The 21052-nt window shown below is 71.7% G+C and carries 22 protein-coding genes and 1 pseudogene; 14 read left to right on the top strand and 9 right to left on the bottom strand.

Annotated elements, in window-relative coordinates:
- Positions 1–65 precede the first annotated feature (65 nt).
- Positions 66–1562 (top strand): serine/threonine-protein kinase, encoded by a 1497-nt coding sequence (locus ACFE7W_RS08440; RefSeq protein ID WP_375424325.1) that lies wholly within the window; start codon positions 66–68, stop codon positions 1560–1562.
- A gap of 129 nt (positions 1563–1691) precedes the next feature.
- Here the strand turns inward: ACFE7W_RS08440 and ACFE7W_RS08435 are convergent, their stop codons facing one another.
- Together ACFE7W_RS08435 and ACFE7W_RS08430 are read right to left on the bottom strand one after the other, a co-directional pair.
- Complete coding sequence (locus ACFE7W_RS08435; RefSeq protein ID WP_375424324.1) at positions 1692–2492, bottom strand: deoxyribonuclease IV; 801 nt, start codon at positions 2490–2492, stop codon at positions 1692–1694.
- An 81-nt stretch (positions 2493–2573) separates the two neighbouring features.
- The gene (locus ACFE7W_RS08430) at positions 2574–2840 is read right to left on the bottom strand and encodes a hypothetical protein (RefSeq protein WP_375424323.1); all 267 of its coding nucleotides are present in this window, start codon (positions 2838–2840) and stop codon (positions 2574–2576) included.
- Between the two features lie 155 nt (positions 2841–2995).
- Between ACFE7W_RS08430 and ACFE7W_RS08425 the strand changes: the two genes are divergently transcribed.
- The 11 genes and pseudogenes from ACFE7W_RS08425 (at position 2996) to ACFE7W_RS08375 (ending at position 10406) form a co-directional block, all read left to right on the top strand.
- On the top strand, positions 2996–4024 hold the full coding sequence (locus ACFE7W_RS08425) for a hypothetical protein (RefSeq protein ID WP_375424322.1): 1029 nt from the start codon (positions 2996–2998) through the stop codon (positions 4022–4024).
- Positions 4021–5256: an alpha/beta hydrolase-fold protein gene (locus ACFE7W_RS08420; protein WP_375424321.1), complete on the top strand. Its 1236-nt coding sequence runs from the start codon at positions 4021–4023 to the stop codon at positions 5254–5256. Before ACFE7W_RS08425 ends, ACFE7W_RS08420 begins: the two co-directional genes overlap by 4 nt.
- A 111-nt stretch (positions 5257–5367) precedes the next feature.
- Positions 5368–5835 (top strand): annotated as a pseudogene (locus tag ACFE7W_RS08415) (hypothetical protein); the annotation flags it as partial.
- A 66-nt stretch (positions 5836–5901) separates the two neighbouring features.
- Positions 5902–6075, top strand: coding sequence for a hypothetical protein (locus tag ACFE7W_RS08410; protein ID WP_375424878.1), 174 nt, complete (start codon positions 5902–5904; stop codon positions 6073–6075).
- 82 nt (positions 6076–6157) lie between these two features.
- On the top strand, positions 6158–7207 hold the full coding sequence (locus tag ACFE7W_RS08405; RefSeq protein ID WP_375424320.1) for an isopenicillin N synthase family dioxygenase: 1050 nt from the start codon (positions 6158–6160) through the stop codon (positions 7205–7207).
- Positions 7208–7543: 336 nt separating this feature from the next.
- Entirely contained in the window at positions 7544–7834 is a 291-nt protein-coding gene (gene rpsF / locus ACFE7W_RS08400) for a 30S ribosomal protein S6 (RefSeq protein ID WP_375424319.1), read from the top strand.
- 148 nt (positions 7835–7982) lie between these two features.
- Positions 7983–8552, top strand: coding sequence for a single-stranded DNA-binding protein (locus ACFE7W_RS08395; protein WP_375424318.1), 570 nt, complete (start codon positions 7983–7985; stop codon positions 8550–8552).
- A gap of 89 nt (positions 8553–8641) precedes the next feature.
- Complete coding sequence (rpsR, locus tag ACFE7W_RS08390) at positions 8642–8878, top strand: 30S ribosomal protein S18 (RefSeq protein ID WP_375424317.1); 237 nt, start codon at positions 8642–8644, stop codon at positions 8876–8878.
- A gap of 14 nt (positions 8879–8892) precedes the next feature.
- On the top strand, positions 8893–9339 hold the full coding sequence (gene rplI / locus ACFE7W_RS08385; protein WP_375424316.1) for a 50S ribosomal protein L9: 447 nt from the start codon (positions 8893–8895) through the stop codon (positions 9337–9339).
- A 75-nt stretch (positions 9340–9414) separates the two neighbouring features.
- Complete coding sequence (locus ACFE7W_RS08380; protein ID WP_375424315.1) at positions 9415–9972, top strand: hypothetical protein; 558 nt, start codon at positions 9415–9417, stop codon at positions 9970–9972.
- A complete protein-coding gene (locus ACFE7W_RS08375; RefSeq protein WP_375424314.1) occupies positions 9960–10406 on the top strand; it encodes a cupin domain-containing protein in 447 nt (148 codons plus the stop codon). Before ACFE7W_RS08380 ends, ACFE7W_RS08375 begins: the two co-directional genes overlap by 13 nt.
- Here ACFE7W_RS08375 and ACFE7W_RS08370 read toward each other — a convergent pair.
- Together ACFE7W_RS08370 and ACFE7W_RS08365 are read right to left on the bottom strand one after the other, a co-directional pair.
- On the bottom strand, positions 10403–11719 hold the full coding sequence (locus ACFE7W_RS08370) for an MATE family efflux transporter (RefSeq protein WP_375424313.1): 1317 nt from the start codon (positions 11717–11719) through the stop codon (positions 10403–10405). The genes ACFE7W_RS08375 and ACFE7W_RS08370 overlap by 4 nt on opposite strands.
- A gap of 67 nt (positions 11720–11786) precedes the next feature.
- Positions 11787–12059 carry a cell division protein CrgA gene (locus tag ACFE7W_RS08365; RefSeq protein WP_375424312.1) on the bottom strand — a complete coding sequence of 91 codons (273 nt, stop codon included), beginning with the start codon at positions 12057–12059 and terminating at the stop codon, positions 11787–11789.
- A gap of 90 nt (positions 12060–12149) precedes the next feature.
- Here ACFE7W_RS08365 and ACFE7W_RS08360 point away from each other — a divergent pair, with 90 nt between their 5' ends.
- Both ACFE7W_RS08360 and ACFE7W_RS08355 read left to right on the top strand, forming a co-directional pair.
- Positions 12150–13025, top strand: coding sequence for a DUF881 domain-containing protein (locus tag ACFE7W_RS08360; RefSeq protein ID WP_375424311.1), 876 nt, complete (start codon positions 12150–12152; stop codon positions 13023–13025).
- A 14-nt stretch (positions 13026–13039) separates the two neighbouring features.
- Complete coding sequence (locus ACFE7W_RS08355) at positions 13040–13681, top strand: aminodeoxychorismate/anthranilate synthase component II (protein ID WP_375424310.1); 642 nt, start codon at positions 13040–13042, stop codon at positions 13679–13681.
- Between the two features lie 590 nt (positions 13682–14271).
- Here ACFE7W_RS08355 and ACFE7W_RS08350 read toward each other — a convergent pair.
- The 5 genes from ACFE7W_RS08350 to ACFE7W_RS08330 all read right to left on the bottom strand — a co-directional run bounded on the left by ACFE7W_RS08350 (position 14272) and on the right by ACFE7W_RS08330 (position 21051).
- Complete coding sequence (locus ACFE7W_RS08350) at positions 14272–14910, bottom strand: alpha-ketoglutarate-dependent dioxygenase AlkB (RefSeq protein WP_375424309.1); 639 nt, start codon at positions 14908–14910, stop codon at positions 14272–14274.
- A gap of 51 nt (positions 14911–14961) precedes the next feature.
- Complete coding sequence (gene pknB / locus ACFE7W_RS08345) at positions 14962–16737, bottom strand: Stk1 family PASTA domain-containing Ser/Thr kinase (RefSeq protein ID WP_375424308.1); 1776 nt, start codon at positions 16735–16737, stop codon at positions 14962–14964.
- Positions 16738–16816: 79 nt separating this feature from the next.
- The gene (locus tag ACFE7W_RS08340) at positions 16817–18253 is read right to left on the bottom strand and encodes a peptidoglycan D,D-transpeptidase FtsI family protein (protein WP_375424307.1); all 1437 of its coding nucleotides are present in this window, start codon (positions 18251–18253) and stop codon (positions 16817–16819) included.
- Positions 18250–19635 (bottom strand): FtsW/RodA/SpoVE family cell cycle protein, encoded by a 1386-nt coding sequence (locus ACFE7W_RS08335; protein WP_375424306.1) that lies wholly within the window; start codon positions 19633–19635, stop codon positions 18250–18252. Before ACFE7W_RS08335 ends, ACFE7W_RS08340 begins: the two co-directional genes overlap by 4 nt.
- Positions 19636–21051, bottom strand: a complete 1416-nt coding sequence (locus ACFE7W_RS08330; RefSeq protein WP_375424305.1) for a PP2C family protein-serine/threonine phosphatase — start codon at positions 21049–21051, stop codon at positions 19636–19638.
- Between the last annotated feature and the right edge of the window lies 1 nt (position 21052).

Raw genomic sequence — 21052 nt, 5'->3', positions numbered from 1 at the left:
TCAGGAACGGCTGAGGGTTTCGGGGATGAGGCACCGGGACCGGACGGTCCGTCTATCTTGGGCCGGTGGCGATCAAACCTCCCCACATCCCGGGGCTTACCGACTGGCGTCCGCTGGCGCGCGGTGGCTTCGCCGTGGTGTGGGAGGCCCGCCAGGAGACCCTGGACCGGCTGGTGGCGGTCAAGATCGACCAGCGGAAGCTCGACGACGAGGCGGAGCGGCAACGGTTCCGCCGCGAGGCCGGAGCGGCCGGTCGGATGTCGGCGCACCGCGGCATCATCACCGTGCACGACGCCAACATCCTGCCCGACGGCCGACCGTACCTGGTGATGGACCTGTGCACCGGGGGCTCCCTGACCCGCTACCTGAAGCCCGAGGAGCGGCTGAGGGCTCAGCGGGTCCGCGAGATCGGTCTGCAGATCGCGGACGCGCTGGCCGCCACCCACGCCCGCGGCGTCCTGCACCGCGACGTCAAGCCGGCCAACATCCTCGTCGACCGCTACGACAACGTCGGTCTGGCCGACTTCGGGCTGGCGGCGATCGCCGGGCCCGAGACCCCGCCCGAGGAGGCCTTCGAGGCCCTGACGCCCGCGTACACGGCGCCGGAGATCCTGCGTCGGCAGCCCCCCGTCGCCACCGGCGACGTCTACTCCCTGGCCGCCACGATGTACGCGCTGCTCGGCGGCCGCCCGCCCCGTTGGCCCGAGGAGGGGACCCCGACGCTGGCGGAGGTCCTCGAGCTGCAGCAGCTGCCGGTCGAGCCGCTGCCCGAGGTCGACCCCGGTCTGATGCAGCTGCTGATCGACGCCCTGGCCGAGAACCCGGAGGCCCGCCCTGACGCCGCCGAGTTCGGCCGGCGGCTGGCTGCGCTCCCGCTGGACGGCCGGCCCGCCGGGACCGGGGTCGAGGACCAGCCGGCCGCCGTGGGCTCTGCGGACGGGTCGCGCCAAGGGCCGGACGGTGATCGTGAGCGGAGCGGAACCCGTCGTGCCCTGCTGGGGGTGCTCGCGGCGCTGGCCGTGGTGATCGTGCTGATCGCCGTGGTCCTGCGGGCCGTCGACACCCCGGACGCCGCCGCCCCGGCGCCGGTCTCGCCCGGCACCAGTGCACCCGGGAGCGTCGAGCCCAGCCCCTCGTCGCCGAGCCCGTCTCCGACCCTTGCCCTGCCGGCGAACTTCGCCGACTGCTCGGCGGCCTTGGGAGAGAAGGCCTTCTGCCCCACGGAGCCGGAGTGCTGGGTTGGCGTGCGCGGGGCGTTCGACAGTCCCAACCAGGGGACGGTGGCGGCCTGCGACCGTACCCATGTGCAGCAGACCTTCGTCGCGGGGCCGCTGACGACCGAGGTCCGTCAGCAGTCGCAGCTGGAGGCCGCAACGCAGGTCAAACGGCTCTGCACCAGGGAGGTGCTGCGACGCTCGCTCACCACCGGAGGGGACCGGAGCACCACCTGGCAGGTCGAGGTGCTGCCCCCCCAGGCCGGCGACGGCGACGTCAGGATGTTCCGCTGCCTGTTCAGCGACGGCGAGCGGGACACCCCGGTCAAGCTCCAGCTGCCTGGTTAGAGGAGCCAGCCTGACCAGGTCTGCCGGCGCAGACCTTGGTCATCACGCCGTCCGGCGGAAGCCGACCACTCCGACCGGCGGAGGCAGGCGACGGCGCCCCCAGCCCCAACCCACCCGGTGTCGGAAGCTTCACCCGGCGATCTGTCGGAGCCAGGCGATGTCGGCGGCCTGGCCGTCGCGGCCCCCCGGCGTCTCCACCACCACGGGTGCCCCGGCCAGCCGCACGACCTCGGCCAGCGCCTCGGCGTCCAGGTGGCCGTCCCCGAGGTTGGCGTGCCGGTCGGCTCCGGAGTCGAAGGCGTCGCGGGAGTCGTTGGCGTGCACCAGGTCGATCCGGCCGGTGATGGCCCGGACGCGGTCCACCAGCCCGACCAGCTCCTCGCCGCCGGCGTGGGCGTGGCAGGTGTCCAGGCAGAAGCCGACCCGGTCGGCGTCCGCGGCCGCGCCGACGGCGTCCCAGAGCCGGGCCAACCGGTCCAGCCGGCGGGCCATGGCGTTGTCACCACCCGCGGTGTTCTCGATCAGCAGGGGCACGGGCAGCTCCAGCCGCTCGACGCACTTGCGCCAGTTGTCGAAGCCGGTCTCCGGGTCGTCGGACTTGAGCACGTGCCCGCCGTGCACGACGAGGCCGACCGCCCCGACCTCGGCGGCCGCGTGCAGGTACTGCTGGAGGAACTTACGGCTCGGGATGCGGATCCGGTTGTTGCTCGTGGCCACGTTCAGCACGTACGGCGCGTGCACGACCAGCGTCACGCCGGCCTGCTCGGCCGCCTCGCGCAGGGCGACGGGCCCGCCCGGGTAGGCGACCTCCGGTCCCTTCCACCCCTGCGGGTCGCCCAGGAAGAACTGCGCCAGGCTGGCCGAGCGCGCCTGGGCCTCGGCCACCGGGTCCGCCTGCTCGCCGTGCCCACCGATCACCAGGGATGTCATGCCGCCGACCCTAGTAGCGGCCGGTGACACAGTTCGGGGCACCGACCACGAGGTCGGTGCCCCGAGCTGCGGGTGCTGAGGTCAGCGGTTCATCAGGGTGCTGAAGACACCGGAGGTGAGGTTGACGATCAGGCTGATCACCAGCCAGGCCGCGGCCACGATGATGCCGGCCAGGGCCTGGTTGTTCTTGATGCCCACGCCGCGGGCCTGCACGAAGGCCACGATGCTGAGGACCAGTCCGATCAGGGCCGTGCACGGGATGATCGCCAGGATCAGGCCGACGAGGCCGAGGGTCTTACCGGGGACGTTGGCCGGCTGAGCGACGGGGCCCGGTGGGTACTGCGTCATGAGTGGTGCTCCTTGGATGAGGTCCCGAGATCAAGTCGGCAGCAGCGTAACCGGCGGGCGGGCCAGCCGAGGGGAGATGGCAGACGATCTGGGTAACATCTCGGCGTGAAGCGCCCCCCGACCGCGATCCGGCGGCTCCGCCCTGGTCAGCAGGCATGAAGGTCACGCTCCTCGGGCCGCAGCGCCGGGCCTCAGGCGCTCGGTCGGCGGTCGCGGAGCTGGTGCCCCAGGGCCCGGTAGCGGCCGTCAACGCCGGCTGGCTCGAGCGCGAGGCCGACACCAGGGAGCTGGACGAGGTGCTCGGTGGCCGGCTGCTCAACCTCGAGCTGCACCGACGCTGGCAGTCGCTCCGCGAGGAGGACGCCGCCTTCGACGAGAGCCAACAGTGGCTGTCGGACTCTCTCAGCGAGCTCCGGACGGCCTACCGGCTCCGCCTGCTGTCGTCGCTGACGGCGGTGGCCGCGGTCCGTCGACAGGTCCGGGACGAGAGCCTGCGGACCGCCGCCCACGAGGACGAGGTCGCGGCCCTGCGGACGCTGGACGAGTGGAACCTGCGCTGCGGTCAGCAGCTGCGGGAGGAGGCCGCCGAGCGGGTGCGCGCCGGGGGCACTGAAGCGGTCGACCGACACCGGGCCGAGGTCGCCCGCATGCTCGACGACAGCGCCGGCCTGGTCGTCACCGGCGGTCACGTCGCGATCCTGCTGCACCTGTTGAACCTGTTCGGGGTGGCCGACCGGCTACGCACCGGCATGATCAACACCGGCATGATCAACACGGGTATGATCAACACGAGCATGATCAACACGAGCATGATCAACACGGGCATGATCGACTTCCCCGTGATCGCCTGGTCGGCCGGGGCGATGGCGCTGAGTGAGCGGGTGGTGCTGTTCCATGATCATCCGCCCTACGGGGACCGGCCGGCCGAGGTCTACGCCGCGGGGGTGGGCGCCTACTCCGGCCTCGTGGTCCTGCCGCACGCGCGGCGTCGACTCCGCCTGGACGACCACGATCACGTCGGCCTGCTGGCCCGCCGGCTGGCCCCGCGCCGGGCCGTGATCCTGAACGACGGCGCGCGCCTGGACCTCGGCGCGGACGGGACCCTGCCGCCGTCGGCTCCGCGGCTGACCCTCGCCGGCGGGGTGGCCGCCGAGGCGGACGTGGTCGACGAGGCGGTCGCGTGACCAGCTCACCGGGCGTGTCTCTGATCGCGGGCGCCGGCAAGTCCACCCGGCGCAAGCTGGCCGTGAACCGGCTGCGGGACCGGCTGCGGCGGCTGGCGACCGAGGGCGAGCCCGCCGACGCCATGCTCGAGCGCTTCTTCGCGCGGCACGAGTTCCCCATCGTCGAGGGCCGTCGCTGCACCTTCGCCGTCCGCTGCGAGGCGGACGCCGTCTACGTCCGGCACCGGGTGGTCGGGCTGCCCGGCGACCTGCCGATGCGCCGGCTGACGGGCACCGATCTCTGGTACGTGGTGGTCGAGATCCCGCCGGACTCCCGCGTGGAGTACCAGTTCGAGCTTCGCCGTCATCCAGACGCCTTCGGCGGGGACGGGGAGTGGCAGCGGTTCAACGACCCGGCCAACCCGCGGACCGCCGACGGCCCGTTCGGTGCCTCGTCGGTCTGCTACGGCCAGGGCTACACCACCCCCGACTGGGCCGTCTTCGACCCCGACGCCCGCCAGGGCGAGCTCATCGAGCTGACCCTGCCGAGCCGGGCGCAGCGGCGGGAGAACCGGGTCACGGTCTACCTGCCGGCCCGCTTCCGCCGGACCACCCGCTACCCGCTGCTGGTCGTGCACGACGGTGGCGACTTCCTCGCGTACGCGTCGATGAAGACCGTCCTCGACAACCTCATCCACCGCCTGGACATGGCCGAGACCGTCGTCGCCTTCACCTACCCCGGGGAGCGGCTCACCGAGTACCCCAACTCCAGCGCCCACGCCCGCTGGATCGCCACGGAGCTGGTCGGCCAGCTGGAGGAGCAGCTGCCGCTCGCCGCGGGTCCCGGCGCGCGGTGCCTGATGGGGTCGAGCTTCGGGGCGGTGGCGTCGCTGTCCGCGGCCGTCCGCTACCCGGACGTGTTCGGCGCCCTGCTGCTGCAGTCGGGGTCGTTCGTCTTCACCGACATCGGCGCGGACCACGGCGAGGACCCGGCCTTCGACCCCGTGGTGAGGTTCGTCAACCGCTATCGCGCCCGGCCGACGCGCGTGGCGGACCGGCTCTTCATCTCCTGCGGGGTCTACGAGGACCTGATCGTGCCCAACCGCTCGATGCTGCAGGTCTTCGCCGACGCGGGGATGGAGGTCAGCTACGTCGAGTCCCGGGACGGCCACAACTGGGTCTCGTGGCGCGACCGGCTGCGCGAGGGCCTGTCCTGGATCTTTCCCGGCGAGCAGATGTTCGTGTACGAGTGACGCCGATGATGACGGCGGCCACGTGGATCGCCTCGTCCCTCGGACTGCGGGTCGACGACGTGGTCGTGCTGCACGACTCGACCAAGCAGACGCTCCGGCTGCTGCCGTGCGATGTCGTCGCCCGGGTGGCCCTCGTCGGGCAGCACGTGGCGCAGTTCGAGCTCGACCTCGCTCGGCAGCTGCTGGCCGTCGGCTGCCCGGTGGCCGAGGTCGAGCCTCGGGTCGAGCCGAGCGTCTACGAGCGTGACGGCTTCGCGGTCACGTTCTGGACCCACTACGAGTCCGTCGCGTCTGCCGCCGTGTCGCCGGCCGGCTATGCCCGGGCGCTCGCCCGGCTGCACGCCGGGATGCGCACTCTCGAGGGCGCGACGCCGCACGTCATGGACCGCGTGCGAGAGGCCCAGCAGCTGGTGGCGAGGCCCGACCCGTCCTCAGGCTTCGCGGAGGCGGATCGCGAGCTGCTGGTCGAGACCCTGCGCACCCTGGGCGGCAGAGTTTGGCGGGAGCGGTGGTCGCGATCAGCTGCTGCATGGTGAGCCGCACCCCGGGAACGTCCTCGCCACCGAGCACGGGCCCCTGTTCATCGACCTCGAGACCTGCTGTCGCGGGCCGGTCGAGTTCGACCTCGCTTACGCACCGGAGGAGGTGGCCGAGCACTATCCGGACGTCGACGATGAGCTGCTGACCGACTGCCGCGCCCTCGCCCTGGCGGTGAACACGGCCTGGCGCTGGGAGCCGGGCGATCGGCTGCCGCACGGTCGCGAGCTCGCCGCGGAGTGGCTCGACCAGCTCCGGTCCCTCGGCTACCGTGGGGCCTGAGTCCCACAGAGACCGACGCGCCTTCGGGGCGTCGCTAACGGAAACACTCGTCCGCCGTCCGAGTTCGCCGTTAGGAGCAGTCATGACCACCCCCTTCACCGTCCCCACCGTCGACATCTCGGCCTACGTCGGAGCCGGCACCGCCGAGCAGCGCGCGGACACCGCCCGCGCCGTCGACGACGCCTGCCGCCAGGTCGGCTTCATCCAGGTCACCGGTCACGGCGTCCCGGACGACGTGGTCGCCGGCCTCGCCGCAGCGATGGACGACTTCTTCGCCCTCGGGCTCGACGCCAAGCTGGCCGCCCGGGCGCCGGCTGGGGCCAACCGTGGCTACACCGCGCCCAGGAGCGAGTCGCTCAGCCTCAGCCTCGGGGTCGAGTCCGCCGCCCGGATGAACGACTTCTTCGAGGCCTTCAACGTCGGTGCGAGCGCGAGCGACCATCCGGGCCTCGGCCTCGACCCCCAGACCTACGCGGAGAACCTGTGGCCCGAGGTCGACGGTTTCCGGCGGCGGGTGCAGCGCTACTTCGGCGAGGCCGGACGGGTGGCGCGGACGCTGACCCGGGTCTTCGCCGACGCGCTCGGGCTCGAGCCGGACTTCTTCGGCGGCTACACCGACCACTCCATCGACGTGCTGCGGATGAACAACTACGCCCTGCCGCCCGGCACCGTCGACCTCGACGGCGACCTCACCGGGATGGGTGAGCACACCGACTTCGGGATCGTGACCGTGCTGTGGGCCGACCAGGTGGCCGGCCTGCAGGTCCTCGGCAGCGACGGCGGCTGGCACGACGTCTCACCCGCCGACGGGGCGCTCCTGGTCAACCTCGGCGACCTGACCGCGCGCTGGACCAACGAGCGCTGGCTCTCCACCCTGCACCGGGTGAAGCCGCCGGTCGTGGACGGCAGCATCTGTCGGCGTCGGTCTGCGGCCTTCTTCCACGACGGCAACGCCGACGCGGTGATCACCACCCTGCCCGGCTGCTCCGGTCCCGGCGAGCCGGAGCTCTACGCCCCGACGACCGTGGCCCACCACATCGCCGCCAAGCTCGCCGGTTCGCGCGCCGGCCGGCTCAACCCCGCCGCCCCCCGCGAGGCCGCCCGGGTCCTGGCGGCCCGTACGTCGGCCTGACCCGCCCCTCCCGCCCGGGTCGGCAAGCTCCTCGACCCTCCGGCCCTGGTCGATGGCGCCGCTACCTCACCGGGGCTCGGGCAACCCCCACGTCACAGGCCTGCGGCGTCCGTTGCGCCCCTTGCAGACGGCGCAGGGAGGTCCGTTGGCCTGTGACGTGGGGGTCGGACCTCGGGCAATTGGCCAGCTGGGCCGGTGGGCCGGTAGATTAGCCCGCTGTGCTGCCGCCCGTCGGTGGCAGCACGCACCGCCCACCCGTGTGGGTCGGTGTGCATTCGCCCTCCTGCTACGGGGACGTCCCGTAGCCGCCGAGACCAGAGGAGGTGGAGTTCGCGCATGCGCCCTTACGAGGTCATGGTCATTCTCGACCCTGAGACCGATGAGCGTTCCGTCCAACCCACGCTCGAGCAGTACCTGACCGTCATCACCAAGGGTGGCGGCACCGTGGACAGCCTGGACGTCTGGGGTCGTCGCCGGCTGGCGTATGAGATCCAGAAGAAGTCCGAGGGCATCTACGCCGTCATCACGATCAAGGCCAACTCGGTCGACGTCAAGGAGATGGACCGTCAGTTCTCCATCAACGAGTCGATCATGCGCACCAAGGTCATCCGCACCGACGCTCACTGAGCGAGGGCCTGTCCACAGGACAGGCGACCGTCCGGCGCTGTCCACAGGCTCGCCCGGCTGATGTTCATCGTCAGTCCGGACTGGCAGGATCCGTGTCGGTCGGACACCTCACTCAACGCACGTCGTTCCTCGAACCCAGGGAGACCCCATGGCAGGCGAAACACCCATCACCCTGGTCGGCAACCTCACCGCCGACCCGGAGCTGCGCTTCACTCCCTCGGGGGCAGCCGTCGCGAACTTCACCGTCGCGTCGACTCCGCGCACCTTCGACCGCCAGAGCAACGAGTGGCGGGACGGGGACGCGATGTTCCTGAACTGCGCCGTCTGGCGGCAGGCGGCCGAGAACGTCGCCGAGTCGCTGCAGAAGGGCATGCGGGTCATCGTCCAGGGTCGTCTGAAGTCACGGAGCTATGAGACCCGCGAGGGTGAGAAGCGCACCGTGTTCGAGGTCGACGTCGACGAGGTCGGACCGGCGCTCCGCTACGCCACCGCCAAGGTCACCCGCACCACCGGTGGTGGTGGCGGCGGCCAGGGCGGCGGTCGTCCTTCCGGGGGCGGCGGCGGCGGTTACAGCGGCGGCGGCAGCAGCAGCAACAGCGGCGGCGGCAACGCCGGGGGGGACGACCCCTGGGCGACCGGCGCGAGCAGCGGCGGCGGCAACCGGTCCCAAGGCTCCGACCCCTGGGCGACGCCCCAGAGCGAAGAGCCCCCGTTCTGACGCCTGCGTCAGGACACATCACCTAACCAGGCACATTCCGGCAATCGAGCACAGGTCTCGCGCCGGGCTTTCGAGAGGAGAGCACCACAATGGCCAGCACCCCACCTGCGAAGCGCATCCCGAAGAAGAAGTCGAACCCGCTCCGCGCCGGTCAGCACATCGATTACAAGGACACCGCCACGCTGCGGAAGTTCATCTCCGAGCGGGGAAAGATCCGCGCCCGCCGGGTCACCGGGCTGAGCGTGCAGGAGCAGCGCAAGGTCGCCATCGCCATCAAGAACGCCCGCGAGGTCGCGCTGCTGCCGTACGCCTCGACGGCGCGCTGAGAGAGGGACGTCAGATGAAGCTCATCCTGACTGCCGCCGTGGACAACCTCGGGGTGGCCGGCGACGTGGTCGAGGTGCGTGACGGCTACGGCCGTAACTTCCTCGTGCCGCGCGGCGTGGCCATCCGCTGGACCCGTGGTGGTGAGAAGCAGATCGACGGCATCAAGCGCAGCCGTGACGCCCGGGAGATCCGTGGCCTCGACCACGCCCAGGAGGTCCGGACCGCACTCGAGGGCCTCGAGGTCGAGCTCGGTGTCCGGGCCGGCGAGACCGGCAAGCTGTTCGGTGCCGTCACCCCTGGTGACGTCGCCACGGCGATCAAGAAGGCCGGCAACGTCTCGGTGGACAAGCGGGCCATCGAGATCATCAAGCCGATCAAGACCGTCGGCACCCACACCGTGGGGGTCAAGCTGCACGACGCGGTCACCGCGCACGTCCAGCTCGCGGTCGTCGCCCAGTAGCTCAGCCAGCCGGACGCCCCGGGACCTCGGTCTCGGGGCGTCCCGGCCGTCTGGGTCCTCGCGTAAGGTCGATGCGTGATTCTTCCCACCGCCGAGGCGCTCGAGCAACGCCGTCGCGGTTACCAGCGACGCGGCGTGGTGTGCGGCGTGGCCGCCGTGCTGATGCTGCTGAGCGCGTTGCTGCCGCACGTCGCCGTCGCGGACTTCCACGCCTACGGCCGATCCCTGATCCCCGCCAGCCGGTTCTTCATCAAGGCCCAGGCTGATGCCCCGGCCTTTGCCGGCGCCGACCTGACCGGCGTCGCAGCGGGGCTCAACATCACCTATGTCGGCCTGGCCGCGCACGAGGTCGGCCTGCTGATGGCGCTCTTCTCCACCTGGGCCCTCGCCGCGGAGACCCTCGGTCTGTGGATCCGTCGCATCCTCCTGATGTCCGGGTGGTTCCTGGCCCTCAGCGCTGTCGTCTCCGTCACCGGCTACCAGCTGCTGACGGCCGCGGGTGTCCCCACCCTGCTCGGCAGCGCCTGGGCGTTCGCCCTGCTCGGAGGGCTCGTGATGATCCTCGGTGGGATGGAGGCCCGCAAGCGGGTCGACCAGACCACCTACATCGCGGCCGTCGAGTGGAACGGCTGACCCGGCCGGCGCTGGCCGCCGCGCTCGATCTCGAGCCGCACCCGGAGGGCGGCTGGTTCCGCCGGACCTGGGCCTCCGAGGTTTCCGTGCCCGCAGCCGACGGCGGCACGAGATCCTCCGCCACGGCCATCTACTACGTGCTCGGCCCGGGCGAGCAGTCGGTGTGGCACCAGGTCCGCTCCGCCGAGCTGTGGCTCCACCACGCCGGTGTCCCGCTGCGGCTGCGGATCGGCGGCACCGGCGAGGCCCCTGGCGCCGAGATCACCGAGGTGCTGCTGGGCTCCGACGTCGTCGGCGGCCAGCAGCCGCAGGTGCTGGTAGCCGCGTCCGCCTGGCAGTCGGCCGAGCCGGCAGCCGATGGAGAGGCCCTGGTGTCCTGCGTCGTCTCACCCGGCTTCGACTTCGCCGACTGGCGGACGTTGCCGTCGGGCTAGGCCCCGACGCGGATCCAGGCGTCGGTGCGGGCTCGCAGCGTCAGCGTGACCATCCGGGCCAGTGTGAAGCCGCCGTACGCGAGCCACAGCCAGACCAGGCCGGCCGCCCGGGCCTGCACGAGCAGGGCCAACGGGACGTAGACCAGGAGCGAGATCAGCCCCGCGAGGGCCAGGTAGCGGCTGTCGCCGGCGCCGATCAGGACCCCGTCGAGCACGTAGACGACGCCGGCGAGCGGGGTGATGACCGCGACCACCAGCAGCACCCTGCCGACGAGCTGCTGCACGCCGGGGTCGGGAGAGAACAGACCCACGGAGAACGGCCGGGTCAGCCAGACGGTCAGCCCGAAGGCCAGTCCGGCCAGCACGCCCCAGAGCAGCATCCGGCGCGTCAACGCCCGGCCCAGCGCCACCTCACCCGCGCCGAGGGCGCGACCGATGAGCGCCTGGCCGGCGATCGCGACCGCGTCCAGGGCGAAGGCGAGCAGCACCCACAGGCTGAGGACGACCTGATGAGCGGCCAGTCCCACCGTGCCCGCGGTCGCGGCGACCACGGTGGTCAAGGTGACGGCTCCCTGCAGGGTGGCCGTTCGCAGCACCAGCCAGCTGCCGGCGCGGGCTGCTCCCAGCACCGCCCGGGGTCGCCAGCGGGGGGTCGCGCCGGCGGCGCGCATCCGGCGGAGGACGACCGCGGCCACAACCGCCGCCGCGCCCGTCTGGGCGATCAGGGTGCCCAGGGCCGAGCCGGCGATGCCCAGGTGCCAGCCGTACACGAGCACCAGGTTGAGGCCGATGTTGCCGAGGTTGGCCGCGACCACCACGCGGAGCGGGGTGCGGGTGTCCTGCAGCCCCCGCAACACGCCGGTGCCCGCCAGCAGCAGCAGGACCGCCGGCAGCCCGAAGGCCGCGATCCGGAGGTAGGTGGTGGCCGCGGACGTGACGGCCGGGTCGGCCCCGTAGGCCGCCGTCACGACCGGCACCAGGGCCTGCAGCCCGAGGCAGAGCGCAGCGCCCATCAGGACGGCCAGGACGAGTCCGTCGAAGCCGCCGCTCAGCGCGCTGCTCCGGTCCCCGGCGCCCAGCCGCCGAGCGACGGTACCGGTCGTGGCGTAGGCCAGGAAGATCGAGAGGCCCGTCAGGACGCCGAGCACGTTGGCGGCGAGGGCGAGCCCGGCTAGCTCGCCGGTTCCGAGGTGGCCGACGATGGCGGAGTCGGCCAGCAGCAGCAGGGGTTCTGAGACCAGCGTCGCGAGGGTGGGCAGCGCCAGCGCGAAGATCTCCCGGTCGAGCTGAGCGCGGGGAGGCACGTTGTCCACAGAGTTGTCCCCACGATGTGGAGAACTACACCTCTGTGATTCGGGTCGGTGCGCCACCCTCCGCCGGTCAGCGCCAGAGGGTGGCGATGCCGAAGGCGGCGGCCATCCCGCCCATCCCGATCAGGATGTTCCAGTTCCGCAGATCCTTCATGTAGGGGATCGTCGTCCCGGCCACGTAGTAGGTGATCAGCCACGCCACCCCGAGCAGCCCGACGGTGATGAAGGTGGGCGGAACCCACCGACGGCTCGACGGTGCCTTGACCTTCTGCGCCTTGGCGGCGCGCTGGGCTTTCAGCTTCTGCTTGTCGTCGGCCGACTTGCGTGTTCTCGACTCGGGCACGCTCTCTCCTTGCTAGACGGTCTGTAGCGTAGTCAAAGACCTGGACAGGAGCCATTTCTCGGCTGTCCATCAGCTGGGGAAGGGAGTCGCGTGACCGCACCGACCCCGTCCTCGCCGCCGGCCCCGTCCCCGGCCCGGGTGTGGCCGACCTGGCGCCGGGTGCGCCGCGTACTGGTCCGGGCCCGCGCGGCCCAGCGTCGTCGCGACCGGGACCGACGGCCGGTCAACCGGGTGCTGACCGGCCTGGTCTGCCTGCTCGCCGGGCTGCTGGTGGTGGTCAGTGCGGTGAACGCGCGGGGCACCGACCTCCGTCCGGGTCGCAACACCGACCTGGTCAGCCTGGTCCAGTCGCAGTCGCGCCGCAACGCCGACCTGACCCGGCAGGTGAGCGCGGTCCGGGCCCAGGTCGACCAGCTCTCGGCCGCGCAGAACTCCGGCTCGTCGCTGCAGGCCGAGCTCGAGCGCGCCACCCAGCAGGCCGGCTTCGCCGCGGTCCACGGGCCCGCCGTCACCGTCACCCTGGACGACGCGCCCGCCTCCGTCGCCGCCGACGGCATCGACGCCGACCTGCTCGTGGTGCACCAGCAGGACATCCAGGGGGTGGCGAACGTGCTGTGGAACGGTGGTGCCGAGGCGATGACCATCCAGGGGCAGCGGGTCGTCTCCACCACGGGGATCAAGTGCGTCGGCAACACCGTCGTGCTGCACGGCATCCCGTACGCCCCGCCGTACGTGATCAGCGCGATCGGTGAGCCCGACCGGCTGCAGGCGGCGCTGGAGGCGTCGCCGACGCTGCAGATCTACCGGCAGTACGTCGCCGCGTACGGGCTGGTCTACACCGAGAAGTCGGTGAAGCGAGCCGAGTTCGAGGCCCACCAGGGGTCGCTCGACCTGCGGTACGCCCGGGCGCTCGGCAGCAGCACCACCTCACCCGGCACCACGCAGGGCACCAGCACGCCACGCTGAGGGAGAATGGTCCGGTGCCTGCCGCCAAGATCCTCGTGATCGACAACTACGACTCCTTCGTCTACAACCTGGTGCAGTACCTCGCCCAGATCGGCGCCGAGGTCGAGGTCTGGCGCAACGACGACGCTCGCTTCGCCGACCCGGGCTTCGTGCGCGGCTTCGACGGAATCCTGCTCTCCCCGGGTCCGGGCACCCCGGAAGAGGCGGGCGTGTGCGTCGACGTGGTCCGGCAGCAGGGCGGGGTGGTGCCGATCTTCGGTGTCTGCCTGGGTCTGCAGTCCATCGGCGTCGCGTACGGCGGTGTGGTCGACCGCGCGCCCGAGCTGCTGCACGGCAAGACGTCGCTGATCGACCACGCCGGACTGGGCGTCCTCGCGGGACTGCCCTCACCGTTCACGGCGACCCGCTACCACTCCCTGGCCATCGAGCCCGACACGATGCCGGCGGTCCTCGAGGTCACGGCCACCACTGGCAGTGGCGTGATCATGGCCGTCCGGCACCGGGAGCTCGCCGTCGAGGCCGTCCAGTTCCATCCCGAGTCCGTGCTGACCGAGGGCGGCTACCAGATGCTGGCCAACTGGCTCGCCCTCTGCGGCGACACCGACGCGCCGGCCCGTGCCGTAGACATGGCGCCGCTGATGTCGGCCCGCCGCTGACCATCTCCTGGACGCAAGGTAAGGACCCTGCTGAAACCGTCATCGGCCCTCGCCCAGGACCGCTCAGGAAGAGACTGCTCCACGGTGGTCAGCGGCCGGTGGAACGGCTGCGCGTGGGTTGCGAGCGTTAGCGATCTTCGACACGGATGGAGAGACGGAGCGCCCCGTCTTGGCGCTCCGGGTGACGAGAGCCTGGGCCGCCTGCTTCTGGGCTGAGCTCACGTGAACGGTCTTGCCCTTGCTCACCGCTCGCCTCCTCGTCGTGGTCTTCCACATCCGACGATAGGGCGGCTGCCGTGTTGTCCGTCAGTCCTGGTCGTCATCGATGTCCTCCACGACCTCCGCCGCGTCGCCCGCAGCCTCGATGGTCTCGATCTCCTCTGCGGGCTCACGGACCGCGCTCGAGAGGGCGGCGTCGATGAACACCTGGTCTCCTGAGTCACAAAGATCCGAGTCTCCGTGCGTCGGCCTCCCTCGCTGTCCGACGTGCGAGCCACTGACTGATCAGCACCCCGAGAAAGGCTGAGAGAGGAGTCCCGAAGGCGACCACGAGACAGCCCACAGCGGCAGCTCGGTCATGGGCGCGCGCTTCAGCGCACCCCGCGGGGGCGGAACTGGACGCTGATCCGGGGGCCGACGGGCCGGCTGGTCTTGGGGATGGCGTGCTCCCAGGTGCGCTGGCAGGAGCCGCCCATGACGATCAGGTCGCCGTGGCCGAGCTGGTGCTTGACCGCGGTCCCACCCCCGCGCGGCCGCAGCATCAGGTGCCGGGGCGAGCCGAGGGAGACGATGGCCACCATCGTGTCCGTGGTCTTGCCGCGCCCGATGGTGTCGCCGTGCCAGGCCACCGAGTCGCGGCCGTCGCGGTAGAGGCAGAGACCGGCGGTGGTGAACGGCTCGCCCAGCTCGTCGGCGTAGTGGGCGTTCAGGCTCTGCCGGGCGGTGGTCAGCTCGGGGCTGGGCAGCGTGTCCTGCTCGCCGTAGAAGCAGAGCAGCCGGGGCACGTCGACCACCCGCTCGTACATCTGACGACGCTCGGCCTGCCAGGGGACGCCCGTGAGCAGGTCGTCGAACAGGGCGTCGGCACCGCTCAGCCAGCCGGGCAGCAGGTCAACCCAGGCCCCGCGGCCGAGCACCTGTCGGGTGACCATGCCGCCGAGCGGCCCCAGGCCGGTGACGCCGGACTCGTCGCCGAGGTCGAAGAGCGAGGTCTGCACGACGCTGGACACGCAGCCAGCCTAGCACTCAATCGTACGGGCGTTCTATATGATGGCCGGCCCTCAGCCGCCGGGCTTCGCGCTGGGGGAGGGGCTGACCGATGGAGTGGTCTTCTCGGTGGGCGTCGGAGTGGGGGTCGGTGAGACGACGGGCGCGGGCGCGACGGCCACGGTGATGGTCAGCTGCTTGCTCCGCGACTCGCGCGTACCGGCGTCCGGGTTCTGCCTGAAGACGACGCCGGCGGTCTCCTTGGACGTCTCCTGCGTCTCGACCTTCACGTTGGGGAAGCCGGCCGTGGCCGCGTCGGACTGGGCCTGGGCCGGGGTCTTCCCGGTGAGGATCGGCACGACGGACTCCCCGGTCGCGTACGTCAGCGTGATCTTGTCGTCCAACGCGGCTGTCTCGCCCTCGTCCGGGCTGACCGAGAGGACCTCGTCCTTCTTGGCGTCGGCGTCCTCGCTGCTGGCGGGTTCCTTGGTGACGTTGCTGAAGCCGGCCTTCTTCAGTGCCTCGGCGGCGTCGTCGACGTCGGAGCCGACCAGGTCCCCGGGCACCTTGGCCGACTTCGGCCCGACGTTGAGGGTCAGGGTGACCACGGTGTTGGGTTCCACCTGGGTGCTACCCACCGGGTCCTGCGCGGTGATCGTGCCGATCGTCTTCTCGCTGCCGTTCTCCCGCTGGACGGCGGTCTGCAGCCCGAGCTGGGTCAACCGGTCCCGCGCCTGGGTCTCGGTGTAGGTCAGCACGCTCGGCACCGCGACCAGCTGCACGGTCGGGGTGGAGGGCCCGAGGGTGCGTGAGAGCGCGTACGCCCCGACGCCCAGCAGCACGAGGATGAGGGCGACGACCCCGACGACCAGACCGACCCGTCGCCGGGGCTCCTCCTCGTCGCGAACCACGTGCGTCGGTGGGACCGGCGGCGGTGCCACCACCCGGGTCGGAGTCGGGTCGGGGACCGCGGCGGCCACCCGGGGTACCAGCGCCGTGGTCTGCTGGCCGGCCAGCACCCGGCTGATGTCGGCCTTCATCTCCCGGGCCGACTGGTAGCGGTCGGCCGGGTCCTTGGCCAGGGCCTTGAGGGTCACGGCGTCGATGTCGGGGGTGATGACCGGGTCGAGCTGGCTGGGCGGGACCGGGGCCTCCCGGACGTGCTGGTAGGCGACGCTGACCGGCGACTCGCCGATGAACGGCGGCCGCCCCACCAGCAGCTCGTACAGCAGGCAGCCCGCCGAGTAGATGTCGCTGCGCGCGTCCACCGTCTCGCCCCGGGCCTGCTCGGGCGAGAGGTACTGCGCCGTGCCGATCACCGCGGCGGTCTGGGTCATCGTGGCAGACGTGTCGGCCACGGCCCGCGCGATGCCGAAGTCCATCACCTTCACCCCACCGGTGGGGGTGAGCATCACGTTGGCCGGCTTGATGTCGCGGTGGATGATGCCGGCCTTGTGGCTGTAGCTGAGCGCGTCCAGCACGCCCTGGGTCAGCTCGAGGGCCCGCTCGGGGAGGATCTTGCGGCCGTCGCGAAGCACGTCGCGCAGGGTCGAGCCCTCCACCAGCTCCATCACGATGTAGGGGATGGAGATGCCGGTACGCGGCTCGATCTCCTCGCCGGTGTCGTATACGGCCACGATCGTCGGGTGATTCAGCCCGGCGGCGGACTGGGCCTCGCGGCGGAACCGGGCCTGGAAGGTCGGGTCGGTGGCGAGGTCGGTGCGGAGCTGCTTCACGGCCACCCGACGCCCGAGGCGACGGTCCAGGGCCCCGCGGACCTCGGCCATCCCGCCGCGTCCGAGCAGGTCGCCCAGCTCGTACCGGCCGCCGACGACCATCGGCTCGCTCATCTCGACCTCCTCTGCACCTGCGGGCTCCGAGCCATCCTGAACCACCGGGGTAACGCCTCGGTGGCGAGCCCGCCCCGCCTCACAGCCGCGCCTTCATCACGGCCCGGGCGATGGGCGCGGCCACCCGACCACCGCCGATGTCGGCGCGGGGGATGTCAGCGTCCTCGACGACCACCGCCACGGCGACCTCCGGCTTGTCCGCCGGGGCGAAGGACGTGAACCAGGCGAAGGGCTTGCGCTTCGGGTCCGACTGCGCCGTCCCGGTCTTACCCCCTACCTCGACGCCGTCGATCTGGCCGTTGACGCCCGTTCCGGACTGGACCACCTGGACCATCATCTGCTGCAGCTCCTGGGCGTTCTCGGTCGTCATGGCCCGCGACAGCACCGTCGGCTTGTGCGTCGAGAGCGGCTTGAGGTCGGGCGCCTGCACGGTACTGACCACGTACGGGTCCATCACCACGCCGTCGTTGGCGATCCCGGCGGTGATCATGGCCATCTGCAGCGGGCTGGCGGCCACGTCGAACTGGCCGATCGAGCTGAGCGCCAGCTGGGACGGGTCGAGGTCGTCGGGGAACTGGCTGGCCGCTCCGCTGAGGTCGGGCAGGTGCCGGGCGTCGAAGCCGAACAGCTGGGCCTGCTCGCGCAGCTTGTCCTGGCCGAGCTCGAGCCCGAGGTTGGCGAACGCGGTGTTGCAGGACACCTTCAGCGCCTGCACGATCGTCACCGTGGTGCCGCCGCAGCTGCTGGAGTTCGGCAGGTACGTGCTCGTGCCGGGCAGCTTGAGCCGGCTGGGCGAGGCCACCTTGGAGTCCGGCTTCTTGCCCTCGGCCAGCGCCGCGGCTGCGGTCACGAGCTTGAACGTCGACCCGGGCGGATAGATCTCCCGGGCCGCCCGGTTGGCCAGCGGCCGGCCCGAGTCGACTGCCAGCGTGTCGTAGGCCTTGCCGGCCGCGTCGATGTCGTGGCTGGCGATGTCGTTCGGGTCGTAGGTGGGGCTGGTCACCATCGCGAGCACCGCCCCGGTCGACGGGTCCAGGGCCACGACGGCCCCCTTCTGGTTGCCGAGCGCCTTGGCCGCCGCCTCCTGCATCGCCGGCACGATGGTGGTCTGCACGCTGGCGCCTTGAGGCGCCCGGTTGGTGGCCAGGTCGATCAGCCGCCGCACGAAGAGCGCGTCCGACGTGCCGGCCAGCTGGGTGTTGTAGGAGCTCTCCAGGCCGGAGCTGGCGTGGTCGTAGGAGTAGAAGCCCGTGACCGGGGCGTACAGGTCCCCGGCCGGGTAGCTGCGCTGGTAGCGGAAGCGGTCCTTGGCCGGGCTGGTGACCGCGATCTCGGTCTTGCCCGCGGCCAGGATGGCCCCGCGGTCCTGGGCGAACTCCGCGTCGCGCACCCGTCGGTTCTGCGGGTTGGCCGAGAGTGACGTGGTGCGGAAGAGCATCGTGTACGTGCCGTTGGCCAACAGCAGGGCGAACATCATCAAGGTGACGAACGCCACGCGCCGGATCGGGCGGTTCACGAGACCCTCGCCCCGACCCGGACCAGCTCGGTCGTCTCCGCGTCGGCACCGAGCGGGCTGACGGTGACCACCGGCTTGCGGACGTGGTGGGAGATCACCAGCAGCAGGCCGACGACGATCCAGTTGCAGATCAGCGACGAGCCGCCCTGGGACATGAACGGAGTGGTCAGGCCCGTCAGCGGCAGCAGCCGGGTGACCCCGCCGAGGATCGCGAAGACCTGCAGCGCGAACGCGAACGACAGGCCCGCGGCCAGCAGCTTGCCGAACGGCTCGCGGCACTGCAGGGCGATCCTCAGGCCCCGGGCGACGACCAGGCCGTAGACGACGATGACGGCCATCAGCCCCGTCATCCCGAGCTCCTCACCGATCGCCGCGGCGATGAAGTCGCTGCGGGCCAGCGGGGTCAGGCCGGGCCGGCCCAGGCCGAGGCCGGTGCCCAGCAGCCCGCCCCAGGCGATCCCGAACTGTGCGTTGATCACCTGGTAGTACAGGTCGTAGTCGCTGAAGGGGTGCAGCCAGGCGCCCACCCGGACGCGTACGTGCCCGAACTCCAGGTAGCCGAGGTAGGCGCCGACGGCGAACAGACTCGTGCCGAGGACGGCCCAGCCGGCCCGTTCGGTGGAGACGTAGAGCATCATGACGAACAACCCGAAGAACAGCAGCGAGGTTCCCAGGTCACGCTGCAGCACCAGGATCGCCAGGCTGAGCACCCACATCGCCAGGATCGGCCCGAGGTCGCGGGCCCGCGGCAGGTCCAGCCCGAGCACCCGCAGCCCCGCCAGCGCGAGCACGTCGCGCTTCTCCACCAGGTACGCGGCGAAGGCGATCGCCAGGCACACCTTGGCCGCCTCGGCGGGTTGGAAGCTGTACGGCCCGACCTGGATCCAGATCTTGGCGCCGAACTTGGCCGTGCCCAGGCCGGGGGCCAGCGGCAGCAGCAGCAGCACGATGCCCGCCAGCCCCAGAGTGTAGGTGTAGCCCTGCAGCGGTCGGTGGTCGCGCAGCAGGACCGCGACCACGACGAACATCACGATCCCGAGGGCGGTCCAGATCAGCTGCTGGCGGGCGCCCGCCGACGGTGGGGAGTTGATCAGGTCGATCCGGTGGATCATCGTCAGCCCGAGCCCGTTGAGCAGCACCACGCAGGGCAGGATCACCGGATCGGCGTACGGCAGCCGCCAGCGCACGGCCAGGTGGGCGACGAGCGCCAGCAGCGCGCAGCCGCCGGCGAGGTAGGGAAAGCGCGGGGTCAGTGCGCCCAGCACGTTGACGTCGACCATGGCGTAGCCGCCCAACCCGAGAGCCAGGGCGAACGCCACCAGCAGCAGCTCGACGCCCCGCCGCTTGCGCGGGAGGACGGTGACCGGGGCGACGCTGCTCACTCAGCAGCTCGGCTTCGTCGAGTTGGTCGGGGTCGGGCTGGCGCTGGGGCTCGCGCTGGCCTTCACGGTCGGGGCGGGCTTGGGCGTGGACCGGGGGCTTGGGGTCGACCGGGGCGGGGTCGACGTCGTCGGCTTGGGAGTCGGGCTGGTCCCGACGCCGGCGCCGGCGGTGCAGCGCTTCGCGGCCTCGGTGAGCTCGGCCACCGTCTGCCGGGCGGAGGCCAGGCTGGAGACCTCGATGCCGGTCCGCACCTGGTCGGCGTAGAACGAGGGCAGCCCGGCCAGGGTCACCGGCTGCACCTCGTACAGCCGGGAGAGCGGCACGACGACCTTCTCGGGCAGTCCCTGGTAGATCGCCACCTGCTCGCCGGCCGCTCCCACGAAGTACTGGCTGCGGCCCCAGGCGTACGTGGCGCCCGAGGCCACCGCGACGACCAGCAGCAGCACCAGCACCCCGGCCAGCCGTCGCCCCAGCCGGCGCTGCCGCGGGGCCTGCGGGTTGTACCGGGCCTCGTCCTCGCGGCCCGTGGTGGGGGGCCCGCCGCCCATCGCCGTGGCCCCCTGCGCCTCGAGCTCGTCGTCCCCGTGGTGCGCGTCCTCAGCCGCCTCGGCGGACGCACTTCCGACGGCCGGCAACGCCCGTTCGGCGGCCGCCCCCAGGACGACGGCCTCGACGGTGTCCACGGGTACGACGGGCTGTCCCTCGAGGACGTCGGCCAGGATGACGGTGATGTTGTCGATGCCGCCCTCGGCGTGGGCCGCCGCGACCAGGGTGGCCAGTACGGCGTCCAGCTGGGCACCGCGCAGCGCCTCGGCGATGTCGGCGTCGGGCACGAGCCCGCACAGTCCGTCGCTGCAGAAGAGCAGGCGGTCCCCGGCCTGCACGGGAACCAGGGTCAGGTCCGGCTCGCAGCCCGGCTGCCCGTTCAGCACCTTGAGCAGCAGGGAGCGGTGCGGGTGGCTCGCCGCCTCCGCCGGGTCGATCCGGCCGTCGTCGACCAGGGACTGCACCCAGCTGTGGTCGTGGGTCAGCTGCTCCAGCCGGCCCTCGCGGAACAGGTACGCCCGGCTGTCGCCGATGTGGGCCAGCCCGAGCTCGACGCCGTCGAAGAGGGCACCCGTGACGGTCGTGCCCATCCCGTCCAGCGAGCTGTCCTCGCCGACCAGGGCGGCCAGCCGGTCGTTGGCGTCGGCGACGGCGCCGGCCAGCACCGACAGCATCTGGTCGCCCGGGGTCTCCGCGTCGACCTGGCGGATCGCCTCGACCGCCACCGCCGAGGCGAGGTCGCCGGCCGCCGCACCCCCCATGCCGTCCGCGACGAGCAGCAGGTGCGGGCTGGCGTAGCCGGAGTCCTGGTTGTTCTTGCGCACCAGCCCGATCTCGGAGTGGGTGACGAAGCGCAGCAGCAGCGTCATC

This window comes from uncultured Friedmanniella sp., assembly GCF_964244285.1.
In the GTDB taxonomy this organism is placed as follows: Bacteria; Actinomycetota; Actinomycetes; order Propionibacteriales; family Propionibacteriaceae; genus Microlunatus.
The sequence above is the reverse complement of the archived record's forward strand: the minus strand, read 5'-3'. Positions and strand labels throughout refer to the sequence as shown.